The organism is Anaerostipes rhamnosivorans (assembly GCF_005280655.1).
Taxonomy (GTDB): Bacteria; Bacillota; Clostridia; order Lachnospirales; family Lachnospiraceae; genus Anaerostipes; species Anaerostipes rhamnosivorans.
The window spans coordinates 1,141,699-1,159,125 of the sequence record NZ_CP040058.1 but is presented as its reverse complement, the minus strand read 5'-3'; the positions used below and the strand labels follow the sequence as shown (position 1 = coordinate 1,159,125).

Annotated in this window: 15 protein-coding genes; 3 read left to right on the top strand and 12 right to left on the bottom strand. The window is 45.4% G+C overall.

Translation table 11 applies throughout. The features are described from left to right. Nucleotides 1-29: 29 nt before the first annotated feature. From phnX to AR1Y2_RS05620, 10 genes are all read right to left on the bottom strand, one after another. Entirely contained in the window at nt 30-815 is a 786-nt protein-coding gene (gene phnX / locus AR1Y2_RS05665; protein ID WP_137328104.1) for a phosphonoacetaldehyde hydrolase, read from the bottom strand. Further along, entirely contained in the window at nt 812-1,909 is a 1,098-nt protein-coding gene (gene phnW / locus AR1Y2_RS05660) for a 2-aminoethylphosphonate--pyruvate transaminase (RefSeq protein WP_137328103.1), read from the bottom strand. The genes phnX and phnW overlap by 4 nt, the downstream gene beginning before the upstream one ends. 14 nt (nt 1,910-1,923) lie before the next feature. Then, entirely contained in the window at nt 1,924-2,931 is a 1,008-nt protein-coding gene (locus AR1Y2_RS05655) for an extracellular solute-binding protein (protein WP_137328102.1), read from the bottom strand. Continuing rightward, the gene (locus tag AR1Y2_RS05650) at nt 2,928-4,610 is read right to left on the bottom strand and encodes an ABC transporter permease subunit (protein ID WP_137328101.1); all 1,683 of its coding nucleotides are present in this window, start codon (nt 4,608-4,610) and stop codon (nt 2,928-2,930) included. Before AR1Y2_RS05650 ends, AR1Y2_RS05655 begins: the two co-directional genes overlap by 4 nt. Nucleotides 4,611-4,625: 15 nt before the next feature. After that, a complete protein-coding gene (locus AR1Y2_RS05645) occupies nt 4,626-5,408 on the bottom strand; it encodes an ABC transporter ATP-binding protein (protein WP_137328100.1) in 783 nt (260 codons plus the stop codon). Between the two features lie 175 nt (nt 5,409-5,583). Then, nucleotides 5,584-7,176: a hydroxylamine reductase gene (hcp, locus tag AR1Y2_RS05640; protein WP_243118868.1), complete on the bottom strand. Its 1,593-nt coding sequence runs from the start codon at nt 7,174-7,176 to the stop codon at nt 5,584-5,586. An 89-nt stretch (nt 7,177-7,265) separates the two neighbouring features. Next, nucleotides 7,266-7,943 carry a YoaK family protein gene (locus tag AR1Y2_RS05635; protein ID WP_137328099.1) on the bottom strand — a complete coding sequence of 226 codons (678 nt, stop codon included), beginning with the start codon at nt 7,941-7,943 and terminating at the stop codon, nt 7,266-7,268. A gap of 14 nt (nt 7,944-7,957) precedes the next feature. Then, nucleotides 7,958-9,226: a M18 family aminopeptidase gene (locus AR1Y2_RS05630; RefSeq protein WP_137328098.1), complete on the bottom strand. Its 1,269-nt coding sequence runs from the start codon at nt 9,224-9,226 to the stop codon at nt 7,958-7,960. Between the two features lie 481 nt (nt 9,227-9,707). Continuing rightward, the gene (locus tag AR1Y2_RS05625; RefSeq protein WP_137328097.1) at nt 9,708-10,127 is read right to left on the bottom strand and encodes a MarR family winged helix-turn-helix transcriptional regulator; all 420 of its coding nucleotides are present in this window, start codon (nt 10,125-10,127) and stop codon (nt 9,708-9,710) included. 195 nt (nt 10,128-10,322) lie between these two features. Continuing rightward, nucleotides 10,323-11,465, bottom strand: coding sequence for an acyl-CoA dehydrogenase family protein (locus tag AR1Y2_RS05620; protein WP_137328096.1), 1,143 nt, complete (start codon nt 11,463-11,465; stop codon nt 10,323-10,325). Between the two features lie 321 nt (nt 11,466-11,786). Here AR1Y2_RS05620 and AR1Y2_RS05615 point away from each other — a divergent pair, with 321 nt between their 5' ends. Genes AR1Y2_RS05615 through AR1Y2_RS05605 form a run of 3 tightly spaced genes read left to right on the top strand, consistent with a single transcriptional unit; the run spans nt 11,787 to nt 15,493 of the window. Then, nucleotides 11,787-12,563, top strand: a complete 777-nt coding sequence (locus AR1Y2_RS05615; RefSeq protein WP_137328095.1) for an enoyl-CoA hydratase-related protein — start codon at nt 11,787-11,789, stop codon at nt 12,561-12,563. Nucleotides 12,564-12,599: 36 nt separating this feature from the next. After that, the gene (locus tag AR1Y2_RS05610; RefSeq protein WP_137328094.1) at nt 12,600-14,159 is read left to right on the top strand and encodes an acyl CoA:acetate/3-ketoacid CoA transferase; all 1,560 of its coding nucleotides are present in this window, start codon (nt 12,600-12,602) and stop codon (nt 14,157-14,159) included. Nucleotides 14,160-14,185: 26 nt separating this feature from the next. Further along, entirely contained in the window at nt 14,186-15,493 is a 1,308-nt protein-coding gene (locus tag AR1Y2_RS05605) for a GntP family permease (RefSeq protein ID WP_137328093.1), read from the top strand. Nucleotides 15,494-15,533: 40 nt separating this feature from the next. Here AR1Y2_RS05605 and AR1Y2_RS05600 read toward each other — a convergent pair whose 3' ends face one another. Together AR1Y2_RS05600 and AR1Y2_RS05595 are read right to left on the bottom strand one after the other, a co-directional pair. After that, nucleotides 15,534-16,514, bottom strand: coding sequence for an electron transfer flavoprotein subunit alpha/FixB family protein (locus AR1Y2_RS05600; protein ID WP_137328092.1), 981 nt, complete (start codon nt 16,512-16,514; stop codon nt 15,534-15,536). A gap of 11 nt (nt 16,515-16,525) precedes the next feature. Beyond that, on the bottom strand, nt 16,526-17,272 hold the full coding sequence (locus AR1Y2_RS05595) for an adenine nucleotide alpha hydrolase family protein (protein ID WP_137328091.1): 747 nt from the start codon (nt 17,270-17,272) through the stop codon (nt 16,526-16,528). Nucleotides 17,273-17,427: the final 155 nt, after the last annotated feature.

The window sequence follows — 17,427 nt, the reverse complement described above, 5'->3', positions numbered from 1 at the left end:
GTGCAATCCTTAGGAAAACATAAAAGCCTTTATTGGGTCAGTTTTTTCAACAGCTCCTCTAATCCCGACATATTTTGTATCACGTAGTGGGCGCCGGCATTTTTGAATGTTTCCTTCACTTTCCTGCAGGCGTTCTCCCTCTGCGAGTCTGTCATGTCTGTATATTCTTCTTCCGTCAGTCCCATCTCTGAGCTTCCTTCCACAATTCCAACAGAAATGACACCTGCATGCCTCGCCTCTTTTATATCAGAAACAGTATCACCGATCTTAACTACATTTTTCACAGATGAGATCTTTAAGGCTTCCAGATTTTTAAATATCATATATGGATACGGCCGCCCGATCCCTCCTGTTGAATCCGGTGAGAACCATGCGTCTGGCTCATACCCCTGTTCCCTGGCTCCTTTTACTACTACCTCCATCATTTCATCGGTATAACCTGTAGTGGAACCAATCTTGATCTCCTTTTCCCTGAGCATCTCCACCGTCTCCAGCACATATGGCTTGACCTTTGTAAACTGTTCCAAGATTCCCATCAGTTTAGACTCAAAGAGATCATACATCTGTCTTACGTGTTCCTCAGAAGGCTCCGTTTTGTGCTCTTTGACCCACAGATCATGAATCCTGGGCATGGAAAGCATAGTGCGGATATGGTCGATCTTCAGCATCCCCATAGGTTCCCTTACCTCATCCATCGTTGGCTCAATACCAAAATGCCTGAATACCTCCACAAAAGCCTGCACCGGAGCAAAGCACCCATAGTCCACCGTCGTCCCTGCCCAGTCAAATATCACTGCTTCTATACGTCTGTTCATCCTTTTCTCTCCTTTAAAAATTGCTCCATGATCTGAGAAAGTTTCTCAATATCGTCTGGATAGATTTCTCCAATCGTACCGATCCTGAAAGTCTCAGCTTCTGTTACCTTTCCAGGGTAAATCGCATATCCCCGCTCTTTGATATAATGATACATCTCACTGAACGTAAAGTCAGCATCTTCTGGATAATAAAATGTTGTGATAAAAGGTCCTTGGTTCCTGCTGTCAATGTACGGTTTCATTCCCATAGCTCGGAACCGCTCGATCAGGATACGGTTGTTTTCCCTGTAACGCTCTGACCGTTTCCCGATTCCACCCTCCGCCTCAAGCTCCTCCAATGCTTTGGCAAATGCCAGCACCGTATGGGTAGGTGAGGTAAATCTCCACTTTCCGTCCCGGTCCATAGTCTCCCATTGTTCATACAAATCCAGGGATAGGCTTCTGGCCTTCCCCTTGCTGTTGATCAATTTCTTTTTGTTGGCAATGATAAAAGAAAAGCCAGGCACACCTTGGATGCATTTATTTGCGCTGCTGATGAGAAAGTCGATGTTAAGCTTTCCAACCTGGATATCCACGCCTCCGAAACTGCTCATAGCATCCACGATCAATGTCTTTTCGTGTCTTTTCACCACAGAAGCCACTGAGGCGATATCGTTGAGAATCCCTGAGGTTGTCTCGCTGTGTACCATGGCCACATGAGTGATTTTTGGATCCTCTCTCAGCATCCTTTCAACCACTGCCGCAGAAGGCACCTTCCGGTAATCTTCCCTGTAGATCTTATATGAAATATTGGCATGGATCGCGATGCTCTCCATCCGCTCCCCATAAGCACCGTTGGCAACGATCAGAAGCTTACCGTTCTCATCAACCACACTGGTGATAACAGCTTCCACACCAAAGGTCCCGCTGCCCTGCATGAGGACGGCAGTATATCCATCCTCAGAGACATGAGCCAGGGAAAGCAACTGTTTTCTGATCTTCTGTGTAATATTTTTGTAATCGTCATCCCATGTACAGTGGTCAAACAGCATTTCTTTTTTTACGGTATCTGTTGTCGTCAGCGGTCCGGGAGTTAATAACTTATACTGGTTCATCTTGTACCTTCCTCTTATTTTGCACTTTCTGATAATTCCTGATGTTTTTTAAGTAGATCCAAGGTAAGTTTTTCATTAAATACTTTTGGATTTCCTGATTTATTTTCGCTGGATTCTTTCTCGCCGTTGTAGATCGGGATTGGATAAGTCTTGATCAAGTCAGCTCTTCCTTTTTTGATGATGCATTCCGCCATTTCCTGAGCCAGTTTTTTCTTGTCGCTGTCTTTTTTATCTACAACTGCCACACACTCGGTCAGAGAGAAATTTCCTTCTTTCGGATCCACATAGTCGATTGGAAGCCCGTCCTTTTTGTCTGCTACAGCCTGCTGCCTAAGCCCAAATCCGATAGCCACTTCTCCTGCACGTACCTTTTTGATCGGAGCAGACCCTGAATCTTCAATATGGTCTCCCGCGTTCTTGTAAATGTCGTGGAGAATTGATTTTGCCTCTTTTTCTCCGTACTCAGAGACCAGCCCCTGAATTAAAAGCCATGCGGTGGATGAGGCTTTCACATCCGTCACAGAGATATAACCTTTATACACAGGTTTTGCAAGATCCTTAATGGAAGCAGGTTTCGGGAGCTTTTTCTCCTTCATGACTTCTGTATTCAAAATCAAGGTTCCCTCCTGTGCGGTGATCGGTGATTCATACTTCTGGAAGTCATCTTCTTTTTGAAGATTCCGGTCAAATGTAAGATCGGCAAACATCTTATTCTTATCCTGGGCACTTTCAATATAAAAGGTACTCATAGTCACCATATCAGCCTCGATCTTCCCTCCTTCCGCCACCAGCTTCCCTCCGAGTTCGGAGGTGCCGAAGGTCTGAAGAATGTACTTTCCTTCGTATCCATTTCCATCCAGGGCTTTCTTCATTGCTTCCACTGCCTCATCATCTGCGTTGGAATAGATCACAACCTGATCCTCCTGTTTTTTACTGGAACATCCTGAGGCAAAAACTCCCGTCGCTGCCAGCATAGCAGCCATACACATCACGGACGCCCTTTTTAACCATGTCTTTCTCATAAACTTCTCTCCTTATTTTTTCTAATATGTAATTTAAAGAACTGTTTTATTGTGCCTCTTTCTGTCATCCCCGCAAGTTTTGTAAAAATAAATTTTCCTATGATATTGGTAGCGAGGATCAGAAGAGAAAGCACAAACACTTCATTAAATTTGTTATAATACTGCAACTCTTTGATCTTTGTTGTGATCACCATTGTCCTGGCCCCTACGATAAAGATCACAGCGCTGATTGTTACCATTGCGTTAATGAAATAATAGCTGAACACCTCGATGATCGTGCCCAGTGCATTGGGTGTCACGATCCTTAGGATCGTCTTGGCCCAGCTGTCTCCCATGAGCATCGCTGTGGTTTCCCATGACGCATTCATTTTTCCCAGGGAACTTTTCATCATCAAGTACGGTGTGGAAAAAAAGTGGATCACGTTGCAGACGATAATCAGCAAAAATGTATTCTGAAGGCTGGTTCCCGTAAACAGAAACAAAAATGCAAGGCCTAGCACCATTCCAGGGATCGTGTTTGTCACCAACGCAATGCCCTCGATCACGTCTTTTGCTTTGGCGCTTATTTTGCTCCTCGCTGTCACGAGAGCGCTTCCATAAGCGGCCAGGGTACCCAGTGCAGCCGTTGCCGCTGCCACAAATAATGAATTCGTATAGACATTGGAAAGGTTCGGATCCTCAAAAACACTTTTGAAATTATCCAAAGTAAAGCTCAGCCGGTATGGCCATTCCTCCACAAAAGGGATCACAAAGATAACCGCGAATATAGACAGGACACCGATCGTCAGCAGGATACCGGCTCCCCCGCACAGGACGTCCCTGGCTTTGTTTTTCTTTAATTCTATATTTGAAATTTTGTTGTATCTGATCTGATATTTTTCCAAGATCTTTAAAACAGTGATACTGATCACAGACGGAACCAGCATGACAACGGCCACCACTGCCCCATTCTGGAAATTTGGGATGCTCCCGAGCATCTCACTGTACAGCAGCGCCGCAACCGTCTGGAACTTTCCTCCCACTGCCGCCGGGATACCAAAATCCGTAAAGCTTAAAAAGAACGATTGGATCACAGATGCCGCCAGCGTGCCCAAAAGCGGGCGAAGAACAGTCATTTTAAAATTGGCAAACGCGCTGTCCCCCATGACCCTTGAGACGACCATATATTTCTTATCGATATATCCCATAGTATTGTTGATGAGCATAAATGAAATAGGGAGCGTATAAACCACGTAGCCGATCAACAGCCCGTTCAAACCATAAATATTGAACAGCTGATGTCCGAACAGGCGGGTCAGCAGCCCTTGCTTTCCAAAAGAATAAATGATGGCAAACCCGTAGGTGATGGTGGGAAGAAACATGGGAAGAACGGCCGCTGTCTTGATGAACCGTTTGATCTGTTTCGGTATATTGGTATAGTGGATCGTATAAGCCAGAAAAAATGCCAGCAGTGTGGTTAGCACAGCACTAAGCCCTGCCACGCCGAAACTGTTCCTCAGAATTCCAAAGAAGTCTTTTCCTGTGAAGACGGACTTAAAATTCTGCAGAGTCAGAGCACCCTGTTCTGTTGTGACGGACTTCAAAAGAAGCTGAATCATGGGGATTGCCAAAAATGACAGGAAAATGGCCAGGATTCCGGCAAATATTATTTTAATCTCTTTTTCTTTTCTATGTTTCATCTTCGATTTACCGCCTTACGACACAAGGCTTTCCTTTCCAGGCTGAAGATTCAGCTGATTCTTAAACAGGGTAAAGATATTGTTCTTTTTGATCTCCAGCTGGTTTAAAATGAAGTTTTTCACAAAATCATTCTGAGGAGCGTTGACGATCTGCTCCGGTTCACTGTACTGGGAAATCCGTCCCTCGTTTACGATCAGCACCCGGTCTGAAAGCGTCAGCGCCTCCTCGGGATCATGGGTCACGATCACTGTTGTGAGATGGAATTCTTTTGCTATGGTCTTGATCTTATATTTGATGGATTCCTTGATCACTCCGTCCAAGGCACTCAACGGCTCATCCAGAAGAAGAATCTTCGGTTTCATAACCAGAGTTCTTGCCAGGGCAACTCTCTGCTTCTGCCCTCCTGAGAGTTGTTCGATCTTCTTTGGAAGATGCTCCTTCAAGCCGAGCAGGCCGATCAATTCCTCCACTTCCTCCCCGGAAGAAATATCCGGCTTGTTTTTCAGCCCATATGTAATGTTCTGGTATACATTCAGATTCGGAAACAGAGCATAATCCTGGAACACGATATTAAATCCTCTTTTCTCCATCGGAGAGTCTGTGATATCCTCTCCATTAAACTCAATACTTCCGCTGTCCGGTTCTGTGATCCCCAGGATCATATTCAGAAGCGTAGTCTTTCCACAGCCAGAAGGCCCTAAAATTGATACAATCTCTCCATCCGGGATCTCCAGTGATATTCCGTCCAGCACAGTGGTGCCGTCATAAGACTTTTTTATATTTTGTAACTTCAGCATATACTTCCATTCCTTTCTTCATCGACTCAATCTCTTTGAACAAGGCTTAGTCTAGCACCGAAAGTTTGAATTCATTTGAACATCATGTTAAATGTTGGTAAAAAAACAGAAGGAAGCTCCTGTGTTAAGGTTCTTCCTTCTGTTTCATGTATGATTCTATTTTCTGCTCCATATCTTAATGGAGGATTTCATTCAGATCGCTTTCCGGATCAGTAACCGGGTGTATCCGGTATTCCTTTACAAGGATATCCAACACGCCTTCGGACAGGAATGCAGGCAGCTTTGGCCCGAGATAAATATCCTTCATTCCCAGATGCAGGAGGGTCAACAGGATACATACAGCCTTTTGCTCATACCATGATAAGACCAGAGTCAGAGGCAGATCGTTGATGCCGCAGGAAAACGCCTCTGCCAGCGCCTGAGCTGTGCGGATCGCACTGTAGGCGTCATTGCACTGGCCCATATCCATAATCCTGGGCAGTCCCCTGATCTGTCCCAGATCCATATCATGAAAGCGGTATTTCCCGCAGGCTAATGTAAGGATCACACTGTCTTTTGGAGCCTGCTTCACGAAATCTGTGTAATAGCTTCTCTCCTTATGTGCCCCGTCACATCCTCCTACCAAAAAGAAGTGGCTGATATCCCCGTCCTTCACTGCGTTCACAACGGTGTCTGCCGCGGACAATACAGCGTTATGCCCGAAGCCTGTCACTGTACTGTTTCCGCCGTTGATGCCGGTAAATTCTCTGTCCTCGCTGTATCCTCCCAGCTCTAATGCCTTCTTTATCACCGGAGTAAAATCTTTGTCCTCCCCGATGTGGACCATACCCGGATAAGAGACAACCTCTGTGGTAAATACCCGGTCCGCATAAGAAGGCTTCACAGGCATCAGACAGTTGGTGGTAAACAGAACTGGTGCCGGGATACTGTCAAATTCCTTCTGCTGGTTCTGCCAAGCAGTGCCAAAATTCCCTTTCAGGTGAGAGTACTTTTTCAGTTCCGGGTAAGCGTGGGCCGGCAGCATTTCCCCGTGAGTATAAATATGAATCCCTTGATCCTTTGTCTGCTCAAGCAGCAGCTTCAGATCATAAAGATCATGGCCTGTGATGACGATGAACGGTCCCTTTTCCACTTTAAAAGAAACGGTTTCCGGGCTTGGGTGGCCGAAGGTTTCCGTGTTTGCCTGATCCAGAAGCTCCATGCACCTCAAGTTCACTTCCCCCAGCTTCAGGGCCATGGCCAGCAGCTTATCCTGGGGCAGGTCATATCCGATCGATGCCATTCCTTCATAGAAAAATCGATTTACTTCCGGGTCTGAATAGCCGAGCACCATAGCGTGATAGGCGTAGGCCGCCATCCCCCTTAATCCAAATAAGATCAGGGATTTTAAGGAACGGATATCTTCCTGTTCCTCCCATAGGTCTGCCATATCATAGTCATCGTTTCTGCCGCAGGACGATGCACATCCGCTGCACAGAGGAACCAGCGCTTCTCTTTCTCTGTGCACAAGCCCGATCTGTTCCTTTATGGTCTCCGGGTCAAAATTCACATTGGTCACAGTTGTAAAAAGACCTGACAGCATAGCTCTGTCTGTACTTTCTGTTCTCTGGTTTCCTTCAGACGAGCGCGCCAGGCCGATCAGAGCTCCCGTCAGCTGATCCTGAAGCTCTGATGTCTGGGCATCCTTCCCGCAGACTCCGGCAGCGCCTGTACAGCCGCTGCATCCTGCCGTCTGCTCACATTGAAAACAAAACATTTTATGATCCATTGATCTATCCTCCTGATACTGATTTCTGTTGTGTCTCCTTGAGTATACAAGAGTGGATCTTTTTAATCTGTTGGATATTCAACAGATTCTCATTTAATTTTTTTTGTTTCCATGAACATCATAAAAAATACTACCAGCAGCAGCGCGGAACAGATCAGAATCGCATTGTGGGAAAGAATACGCCCCGCCGCCGTACCCAGTGCCGCCCCTATGATAAAGAACAAAATGATCCCAAAATATTTCAGGCTCTTGTTTCTCAGCTCACGGTCCTTCGTCTGGCTGTATTTAAACAGGATTTCCATGCCGCTTCTCAAATTCCCCGTACACATGGTGGTGGCATAGGCATTTCCGTGGACCTTCCTAAAGGTCTCCACCTGCATGGCGCAGACGAAGGAAATGATCACATTGGCCATCATATCCAAGTCCCCCGAAGGAATCAGTGCTACCAGGCAGATCAACACAGCTTCCATCATAACAATGATCTGTCTCCAATGGATCTTTGGGTATTGTTTAAAATACTTTTTAATGATCTCCACGACAATAACCCCTGCGGCAAAGGCAAGGATAGGTATGGCATAGTGGACTGCCCCCTGCCACTTTCCTTTTTGCAGACTGATGCCAAGCAGCACAATATTTCCGGTCTGTGCATTGGCAAATACGCCTCCCCTCAGAAGATAACTGTACGCATCCAGAAAACCGCCGATAACCGCCAGGACCGCTCCCAGCTGAAAGGCCTCAGACATCTGGATCTTGTTATGCTGTTTCACTGAACCAACCTCCCTTAACTGCGGTAAAACTCCTGTAAAACTCTGATCATATATTCCGTATCTTTTGTCCCTGCAGTCTCATACGAAGAATGCATGGCAAGCTGTGCAAGACCGATATCTACGGCCTTTAATGACACCTGACCGGTCAGGATATTTCCAAGGGTGGATCCTCCCGGCAGATCCGAACGGTTATGGAATGTCTGATACGGTACCTCTGCCCTTTCACAGAGATGCTTCATCACTGCTCCAGAATATGCATCTGTTGTATATTTTTGATTGGCGCTGTACTTGATGACGATCCCCCCGTTCATATACGGCCGGTTAGTAAGGTCTGCTTTTGCAGGCAGATTCGGGTGAACGGCATGAGCGTTGTCCGCAGAGATCATAAAGCTGTCCGCGACTGCCATGCGGTACTGCTGTGAAGTCCTCCCCAACGCTTCATTGACGCGGAACAGTACATCCATAAGGAAAGTAGACCCCGCTCCCTGTTTTGTTCCGCTTCCCACCTCTTCATTGTCAAACGCGCAGTACACATTCATATACTCACTACCCTCGCTGTTGACAAAGGCCTGCAGGGATGCGAAAACACACTGCAGGTCATCAAGCCTTGGCGCTGACAGATATTCTCCTTTGGCTCCCCATATGGTGCCCGGCATCCGGTTATATAAATATAAATCCATTCCCAGAATATCCTGCGCTTCCACGCCAGCCGCAGAAGCGGCCTCAGATAGAAATGTGTTCCCGGCATTTTCATCCCCAAACAGCGGAAGCATCTGTATCTGGGCATTTAAGGCCTCATCCTCTGCTCCCCTTTTCATATGAATCGCCAGTCTCGGGATCATAAGAAGGTCCCTGTCAATCTGGACCAGCATTTCTTTCAGATCATCCCCTTCCCTCACAACAAGCTTTCCTGCAACAGACAGAGGACGATCCAGCCAGGAATCCATCAACATTCCCCCGTATTTTTCCGTATTCAGCTTCGTATAGTGCTTTTCTACCTGGATCTCCGTGTGTTCCTTTATCTTAAATGAAGGAGAATCCGTATGGGACGCGGTGATGTGAAACCCTTTGAACTCTTTCTCCGGCACACAAAACGCGATAACGGAAGATCCGTTTCTCTGGGTAAAATACTTTCCTCCCTCCTGGATCCTCCATTCCTCCTTCTCCTTCAGTTCCAGGAACCCGTTCTCCACCAGCTCTCTTCCTATCTGAGCTGCAGCAAAATAGCTGCACGGACTTTTTTCTATAAAACGGAACAGTTGTCCGTTGATTTGATCTGACATGACCTGCCTCCTTTATGATAAACAACACAGTCTGAAATCTATTCTCTGCTATTTTAACAAAACAGAGTGTCAAAAGAAAGTCACGTGCAAATTTCTTTATAAAATTACTTTTATTATGTTTCATTAATAAATAAAGCTACTGATAAATTTATAATACAAATCATAAATAATATAATAGAAACAGGTAAAGCATTCATAACATCAAAATCATTCATGATCCATATTAATAGTATAGAAATTAAAATTAAACTTGGTATGATCAGTCTTTTTATTCCACTTTCATCTTTAGATAATTTTGTCTGGAAATATAAACTGAATATTAGTATCAATATATAAATTGCAGTAAACATAAGATTTATTCTCATATTATTAAATTTTCCTCATTTCATATAAAAATTTATTTTTTTCCTTCTAACCAAATAATTCGATGAAAAAAATAGCAGCAGGAAAGAGTTCTTTCCGCTGCATTTTCTCTTTTAAACTATTCGTTTATTCCAGCCAAATGTCTCAGTGAAGCCTTCAAAGCTTCCTGTTCCTGATGTCCCATATCCTTCAGTACAATCCTGTTAACCTCTTCCACTGTGTCCAGAATCGGTTCTTCCAAGTCATTTCCCTTATCTGTCAGAATGATCTCCACAAAACGCCGGTCTTCCTTGCTGACTTTTCGCTTGATCAGACCCTTTTTTTCCATTCTCTCAAGAACCCCTGAGATCGTAGAGTTCTCCAGTTTCAGCTCCTCCGCAATCTCCTTCGGGCTGTTTTTCTTCTTTACCCAGAGACAGTACATAACGCCGTACTGAACTGGTGTCACGTCATACTTAGCAAGCTGTGAACTCATCTCCTGAAACACCGCATGCTGCGCTGTAGTCAAAAGATAGTTGATACATTGATTCAATTCCATCGGTTCCTTATCCCTCCTACACAAAACTGCATACTGACACCACAAACTGTTAGCATGCTATATATCTCATCATATCTGTTACCCAAACTTCTGTCAAGAAGACAAAGAAATAATTGCCTGACCTAGAACAACGTTGGCAACACAAAAGGGATGCCACAAATGACATCCCCAAAAGATCCAGAGTTTATATTAGGCCTATCTGAAGATAGCTCCGCTTACAACGAGCTTCTGGATTTCATTGGTTCCCTCATAGATCTGAGTGATCTTCGCATCTCTCATCATACGTTCTACATGGTAACCCTTCATATACCCATTTCCACCTAACATCTGTACTGCTTCTGTTGTCACATGCATAGCGGCCTCTGTACAAAGGTATTTTGCCTTTGCTGCCGGGATTGAGTAAGATCTTCCCTCGTGTTTATCTGTAGCCGCTTTGTAAAGCATGTATCTTGCAGCGTCGATCTCCATTTCAAGTTCCGCCATCTTAAATGCAAGATACTGGTTTTTATATAATGGTTTGCCGAACTGTTCTCTGCTCTTTAAGTATTCTTTTGCGATCTCAAATGCGCCCTCCGCGATACCAAGCCCCTGCGCGGCAACGCCGATGCGTCCTCCATCCAAAGTCTTCATGGCCAGCTTAAATCCGTCCCCAGATGGAACGACCATATTCTCTGCAGGTACTCTGACATTTTCCAGGATCATCTCAGAGACCTGCGCAGAGCGGATTCCCATCTTATCCTCCACCTTGCCTACAGAAAATCCAGGAGTTCCTTTTTTTACTACAAAGCAGGAAAGACCCTTTGCTTTCTTCTCAGGTTCTGTCAGGGCATATACCGCTGTATAATCGGCCAAAGGTCCGTTGGTGTTAAAACACTTCATACCATTTAATATGTATTCGTCCCCATCTTTTTCAGCCACAGTGACACATCCGCCTGCGTCTGATCCGGCATTGGGCTCTGTGAGTCCAAAGGATCCGAAATGCTGTCCGGACAGTACCGGTGCTAGAAATTCATTCTTTTTCTCAACGGAAGCATCAGAGTTCATAATGCTTCCGCCATACAGAGAGGTGGAAACAGAATAGGAAATACCCACAGAGGCATCTACTTTTGAGATCTCTTCCACTGCCAGTGCATAAGAAAGATAATCGGCTCCCTGTCCTCCGACTTCTTTCGGATATGGAAGACCGATCAGGCCCATATCCCCCATCTTCTTATAAAGATCTACCGGAAACTCACTGTTTGCATCTCTCTCCAGCACACCTGGCTGCAGTTCTGTCTGAGCAAAGTTCCTTGCTGTTTCCTGAATGGCTGCCTGCTGCTCTGTTAATTCAAAATTCATAGATAGTTACTCCTTTCACCCAAAATAGACTATAAACTTGATATAAATATTATCATTTTATATCCATGTATTTGCACGCTAATATTTTGTAAGCTAAATATATCACTCTTTGTGCATACTGTCAATAAAATTTTATATTTTTTTATACTTATATACAATTTACATAAAACATATTGATAAACCATTGACAACCAGGCGAATATAGTCCATATTATAAGCATAAATAATATTTTGTATCCCAAATATTTGTGCGCCAATATGTTAATTTTCTAACGAGAACTTATCAAATGTAATCTGTATGTTATTCTAGGAGGATTTGTAATGAACAATTTATTAATGGAAGTAGAAAACGAAGTCGCAGTTGTAACAATCAACAGACCAAAATCATTAAACGCTTTAAACAGTGAAACTTTAGCTGAGTTAGACCAGTGCTTTACAGAGATTTCAGGACGCAAGGACATCAGAGTGGTGATCCTCACAGGATCAGGCGAAAAATCCTTTGTAGCTGGTGCTGATATCTCTGAAATGGTCAATGCAACTCCTGCAGAAGGAAGACAGATGGGTCTTTTGGCAAAAGAAGCATTTCTTAAGTTAGAGACAATGCCTCAGGTAACCATCGCTGCCGTCAACGGTTACGCTCTGGGAGGCGGATGCGAGATCTCCATGGCATGTGATATCCGTGTAGCTGCGGAAAACGCAAAATTCGCACAGCCAGAAACAGGACTTGGAATTCTTCCGGGATTCGGCGGAACACAGCGTCTCTCCCGTTTAGTAGGAAAAGGACGCGCAAAGGAATTGATCTTTACATGTGACCAGATCGATGCCGAAGAAGCTTACAGAATTGGTCTTGCAAACAAAGTAGTGCCTCAGGCGGAGCTGATCGATTACTGTAAGAAGATGGCTGCAAAGATCATGTCCAAAGGAAGCTACGCAATTTCCCTTGCAAAAGAAGCGATCAACACAGGAATGGACACAGACTTAAGCAGCGGTCTTACATTAGAAGCTGACTTATTCGGACTTGCATTCTCCACTGCTGACAAAAAAGAGGGTATGACAGCATTCCTTGAAAAACGTAAAGCTGATTTAAAAGATTTCTAGGAATTACATAACACCATTTTATCAAGGAGAAAGACTATGGGAAAAGTTAAAATTATCACAGCAGATCAGGCTGCTGCCCTGGTGGAGGATCATACAACGATCACAACCAGCGGATTTGTTGCCAGCGGAATGCCGGAAGCTCTCACAAAAGCTTTGGAAAAAAGATTCAAAGAAACCGGATCCCCCAAAAACCTGACTTTGTTTTATGCTGCCGCCCAGGGAAACCGTGACGGAAGCGGCGCGGATCATTTTGCCCATGAAGGTATGACAAAACGTGTCATAGGCGGACATTGGAACATGGTTCCTGCACTGGGACAGATGGTTCTGGACAATAAAATCGAAGGCTATAATCTGCCTCAGGGAACACTGGCACAGTTATACCGTGCCATCGCAGGTCACAAACCCGGCGTTATCAGTCATGTAGGATTAAATACATTTGCTGACCCACGCATTGAGGGCGGTAAATTAAATGACATTACAACCGAAGATATCGTCGATGTAGTTGAAATCCTGGGAGAAGAGAAATTATTGTACAAATCGTTCCCGATCAACATCGGATTTATCCGCGGTACATATGCAGATGAACACGGCAACGTAACTCTGTCTCACGAATGTGCCACCACAGAGGTCACAACCATGGCTCAGGCCGTAAAGAACAGCGGCGGAAAGGTCGTTGTACAGGTAGAAAAGGTCGTTTCAGACGGCACCTTAGATCCAAAATTAGTCAAGATCCCTGGAATTTATGTGGATGCCGTTGTGGAAGTAGAAGACATGAAGGATCACGAACAATGCGTGGGCTGTGATTATGATGGTTCCATGACCGGAGACTTCCGGGTTCCGTTAAGCAGTCTTGAGTACCCGCCTCTTTCCGCCAAGAAGATCATTGGACGCAGAGCAGCCATGGAACTGACAGAAAACACGGTTGTAAATCTAGGCATTGGTATTCCAGAGTACATCTCCATGGTAGCCAACGAAGAAGGCATTGGAGATTACATGACTCTGACTGTAGAGGCCGGACCAATCGGCGGTGTACCTCAGGGAGGAGCTAAATTCGGAGGCGCTGTCAATGCTGAATGTATCCTAGATCAGCCGTACCAGTTTGATTTCTATGACGGCGGCGGAGTTGACTATGCATTCTTAGGACTCGCACAGGCAGATAAAGACGGTAATATCAACGTAAGCAAGTTCGGTCCAAGGATTGCGGGCTGCGGCGGTTTCGTCAATATCACCCAGAACGCAAAACGCTGCTACTTCTGCGGAACTTTTACTGCAGGAGGTCTGAAGACATCCGTAAAAGACGGGAAACTTATCATTGACCAGGAAGGAAAATCAAACAAATTCCTGGATACCGTAGAACAGATCACCTTCAGCGGTGAATACGCAAATAAAGTCGGCCAGCCGGTTCTCTATATCACAGAACGTGCTGTATTCGAACTCAGAAAGGACGGCGTCTATCTGACAGAGGTTGCCCCTGGTATCGATATCCAGACACAGATCATCGATCATATGGGATTTGCTCCAAAGATGGAAGGAACGCCAAAGTTCATGGATGAAAGAATCTTCAAAGATGAGCTGATGGGCCTGAAGCACGATTAACGATCCACAAATAAAGGAGGGTTTTTGTGAATTTACAAATCTTAGTCTTAGTCCTGGCGATTGTCCTGTTTGGAGTTCTGGCATTTAAACAGATGAGCGCTTTGATCCTGGCTCCGCTTGTCACGATCTTTGTTGTCATCTGCTCGAAACTCCCAATTCTGGACTCGTTAAAAAATGCGTTCATGCCTGCAGCGTCCGACTACGTGACAAAGTATTTCCTTGTCTTCTTTGTCGGCGCACTGTTTGGTTCTGTTTACCAGTATACTGGAGCCGCAGAATCCATTGCCAGAGCCATCGCAGGTCTCTGCCGCGGAAAGTTCGTGGCACCGATCATCATGATCATCACCGGTCTTTTGACCTTTGGAGGAGTCAGTGGCTTTGTTGTATTCTTTGTTATCTATCCGATCGCTCTGAACTTATTTAAAGAGGCGAACCTTACGAGAAGGCTTATCCCGGCTGCAATCTCTGCCGGATGCTGGACCTGGTCCATGAGCGGCCCTGGTTCTCCTTCCATTCAGAACGTTATTGCTATGGATAACCTTGGTACACCGGCAACTGCCGCATTTGTTCCATCTCTGATCACAACGGTTGCTATGTTTTTAATGATCTTTGTATGGCTGGAAATGCGCGCAAGAAAGTTTACAAAAAAGGGATACCGCTTTATTGACAAATCTTTAAAGTATCAATTAAGTGAAGAGGAGACGGCAATTGATGAAAACAAAGATCTTCCTCATGTTGCCATCGCTATCCTTCCGATCATTGTAATCCTGGTACTCTTTAACATTGTAAAGCTGCCGGTAGAGACATCCGTATTTGCAGGCGTGGCTCTGGCTACAGTTCTGATGTTCAAGAGAGTCAAAGGCATCAACGAATGGATCAATGTCTTTAACAAAGGGGCATCTGATTCCGGTGTCGCTATCCTGAATACTGCCATTGTCGTAGGATTCGGCGGCGTTGTGCAGAAAACACAGGGGTTTACAGATCTGGTCGCTGCTCTCAAAGATATGAGCATGCCGCCTCTGGTATTTGTAATGATCACTGTGGCTGTCTGTGCAGGAGCCTGCGGTTCCGCTTCCGGCGGGATGGGCGTTGCCTTCAATGCACTGAAGTCTACCTATATCAAGATGGGAATTCCTCTGCCTTATGTACATAGGATTTCCGCAATTGCCGCTGGTACATTGGATACCCTTCCTCACCAGGGAGCGCAGATCACTCTGCTCGGCATTTGTAAAATGACCCATAAGGAAGCCTACTGGGATATTGCGGTTACGCAGATTATCATACCATTTATATCCTGCGGAATCTTTATCGTTTTAGCTTCTTTTGGACTATAAACTTATCTATAGAAGATCCGTGAAATACCGGATCTTCTTTCTATTCTCTTAGTAGTTCTCTCAATATTTTTTGGGCATCCCCGACGATCCCATAGTCGCAATAATTAAAAATTGCCGCATTTGGATTGTTATTGACTGCGATCACGGTCTTTGCCCGGACTCCGGTCATATGCTGGATCGCACCGGAAATCCCAAAAGCCAGATAGAGATCCGGTTTGGTTGTGAATCCGGTCTGGCCGATCTGCTGCTCCGGCGAGGTCCATCCTGCATCCACACATGGTCTTGTGCAGCCCACCTGGGCACCGATTTCTCTTGCAAACCGTGTAAGGAGTTCAAATCCTTCAGGCCCTTTCAGTCCCCGTCCGCCGGCTGCGATGATCTTTGAATCTTCCAGAGATATCTTGTTGCCGTCTTCTGTGATCAGCTCCAGCATCTTTTTCCGCTCTTTGATATCTTCCAGCCAGTCAGCCGCCACCATGGTGATACCGCCTCTTTTTCTTTCCGTCCTGCAGGCCTTCTCAAAAATCCCGGGCTTTACAGAAACGATCTGTACGTGGGCCTTTGGCATCGATACTATAGACATTCTTTTTCCGTCAAACGCCGGCTTGCTGATCAGAAGTTTCCCTGTTTCCTTGTCAATCTCCAGGTCAGCCGCGTCTGTCACCACTTCTGTTCCAAGAACCGCAGCCAGCATTGGCAGCAGCACCTTTCCTGACAACGTTGCTCCTCCCAGAATCATATCCGGCTCGTGCTCCCGGATCACGGCCTCCAAAACTCTGGCGTGGGTCTCCGTTTGATCCAATTCCATCCTGGGATGATCCACTGCAATGATCCTGTCTACAGGATACTGCAAAAGCTCACTTAAGATCTCCTGAATACCGCTGCCCGCTACAGCCAGTAAAAGCTTTGCGTTCAGAGAAGAGGCTATCTTCTCTCCCTCCCCTAATAATTCCAGAGTTACCGGGGCTGGCTGTCCATTTTGTATTTCTCCAATAATCAAAATCTTTGATACTCTTTCCATACAGCCTACTCCTATTTTGCTGCCGTGAACTTCGTTAATATCTGCCGGAGTTGTCCCGCCAGTTCCTGTTCATCTTTTCCGGCCAGCATCATTCCCTTCTTGTGTTTTTTGCCGGGCGTATACTGCCCAACCTGTCTAATGATCTTCTCCGGTGTATTTCTCTCTGGTTTTATAACCGGGATCACAGTGCTCCCGGCATAAGCTGACATAATATCACAGACATTGGGGTGCCTTCGTTTGTTGTCTTCCTTCACTGAGAGGACCAGTGCTGGCATACAACACTCTGTCCGTTCTGTCCCATCTTTGGACATACACCAGTTGTACAGCTTTCCGTCCGAGATCTCCATTTTTTTGGAGAAGGCAATAAGCGGGATATTTAAAAAGGACGCCGTCATAGCCGCCATATGGGCCGCATCTCCATCTATCGCCTGTCTTCCGCACAAAATTACATCAAATGTGCCTTCCGCTTCTATGGCTTTTGCTAGCACTCTTGCACTTTCCAGGATATCCCCTGTAGCCTTTCCATCCTTTAAAACCAGGACTGACCTGTCAACTCCCCAGGTCAGCGCCTCCCTTGCTGTCTTCTCTCCTGTGGACGGCCCGATGACCATGACCGTCACAGTTCCGCCTTCCTTGTCCCTCAGATTCAGTGCCTCCATTAAGACATTCTGATCACTGTCATTGATCCCCTCTGTATCCTGGTACAGATCCCGTTCTTCTTCCGGCGGTATTTCTTTTAAATAAACCAAAATTCTCATTCTTCATCCACTCCCCTCACCGTCATGTTTTTATTTTATCCAGAAAAAATTTAAGTTGACTCTTAAAAATTGCTGTGCTATGATACCCATACAAATTAATTCGCATACCATTAGTTCGTATGCTAATTAATTGATACTGTTATATTACCATTATT

Bases quoted from the DNA above. Each gene is read 5' to 3' on its own strand.
- AR1Y2_RS05630 (WP_137328098.1), bottom strand. From the start codon at position 9,226: ATGTCAGATCAAATCAACGGACAACTGTTCCGTTTTATAGAAAAAAGT.
- AR1Y2_RS05650 (WP_137328101.1), bottom strand. From the start codon at position 4,610: ATGAAACATAGAAAAGAAAAAGAGATTAAAATAATATTTGCCGGAATC.
- phnX (WP_137328104.1), bottom strand. From the start codon at position 815: ATGAACAGACGTATAGAAGCAGTGATATTTGACTGGGCAGGGACGACG.
- AR1Y2_RS05615 (WP_137328095.1), top strand. From the start codon at position 11,787: ATGAACAATTTATTAATGGAAGTAGAAAACGAAGTCGCAGTTGTAACA.
- AR1Y2_RS05645 (WP_137328100.1), bottom strand. From the start codon at position 5,408: ATGCTGAAGTTACAAAATATAAAAAAGTCTTATGACGGCACCACTGTG.
- phnW (WP_137328103.1), bottom strand. From the start codon at position 1,909: ATGAACCAGTATAAGTTATTAACTCCCGGACCGCTGACGACAACAGAT.
- hcp (WP_243118868.1), bottom strand. From the start codon at position 7,176: ATGGATCATAAAATGTTTTGTTTTCAATGTGAGCAGACGGCAGGATGC.
- AR1Y2_RS05610 (WP_137328094.1), top strand. From the start codon at position 12,600: ATGGGAAAAGTTAAAATTATCACAGCAGATCAGGCTGCTGCCCTGGTG.
- AR1Y2_RS05620 (WP_137328096.1), bottom strand. From the start codon at position 11,465: ATGAATTTTGAATTAACAGAGCAGCAGGCAGCCATTCAGGAAACAGCA.
- AR1Y2_RS05655 (WP_137328102.1), bottom strand. From the start codon at position 2,931: ATGAGAAAGACATGGTTAAAAAGGGCGTCCGTGATGTGTATGGCTGCT.
- AR1Y2_RS05600 (WP_137328092.1), bottom strand. From the start codon at position 16,514: ATGGAAAGAGTATCAAAGATTTTGATTATTGGAGAAATACAAAATGGA.
- AR1Y2_RS05625 (WP_137328097.1), bottom strand. From the start codon at position 10,127: ATGGAATTGAATCAATGTATCAACTATCTTTTGACTACAGCGCAGCAT.
- AR1Y2_RS05595 (WP_137328091.1), bottom strand. From the start codon at position 17,272: ATGAGAATTTTGGTTTATTTAAAAGAAATACCGCCGGAAGAAGAACGG.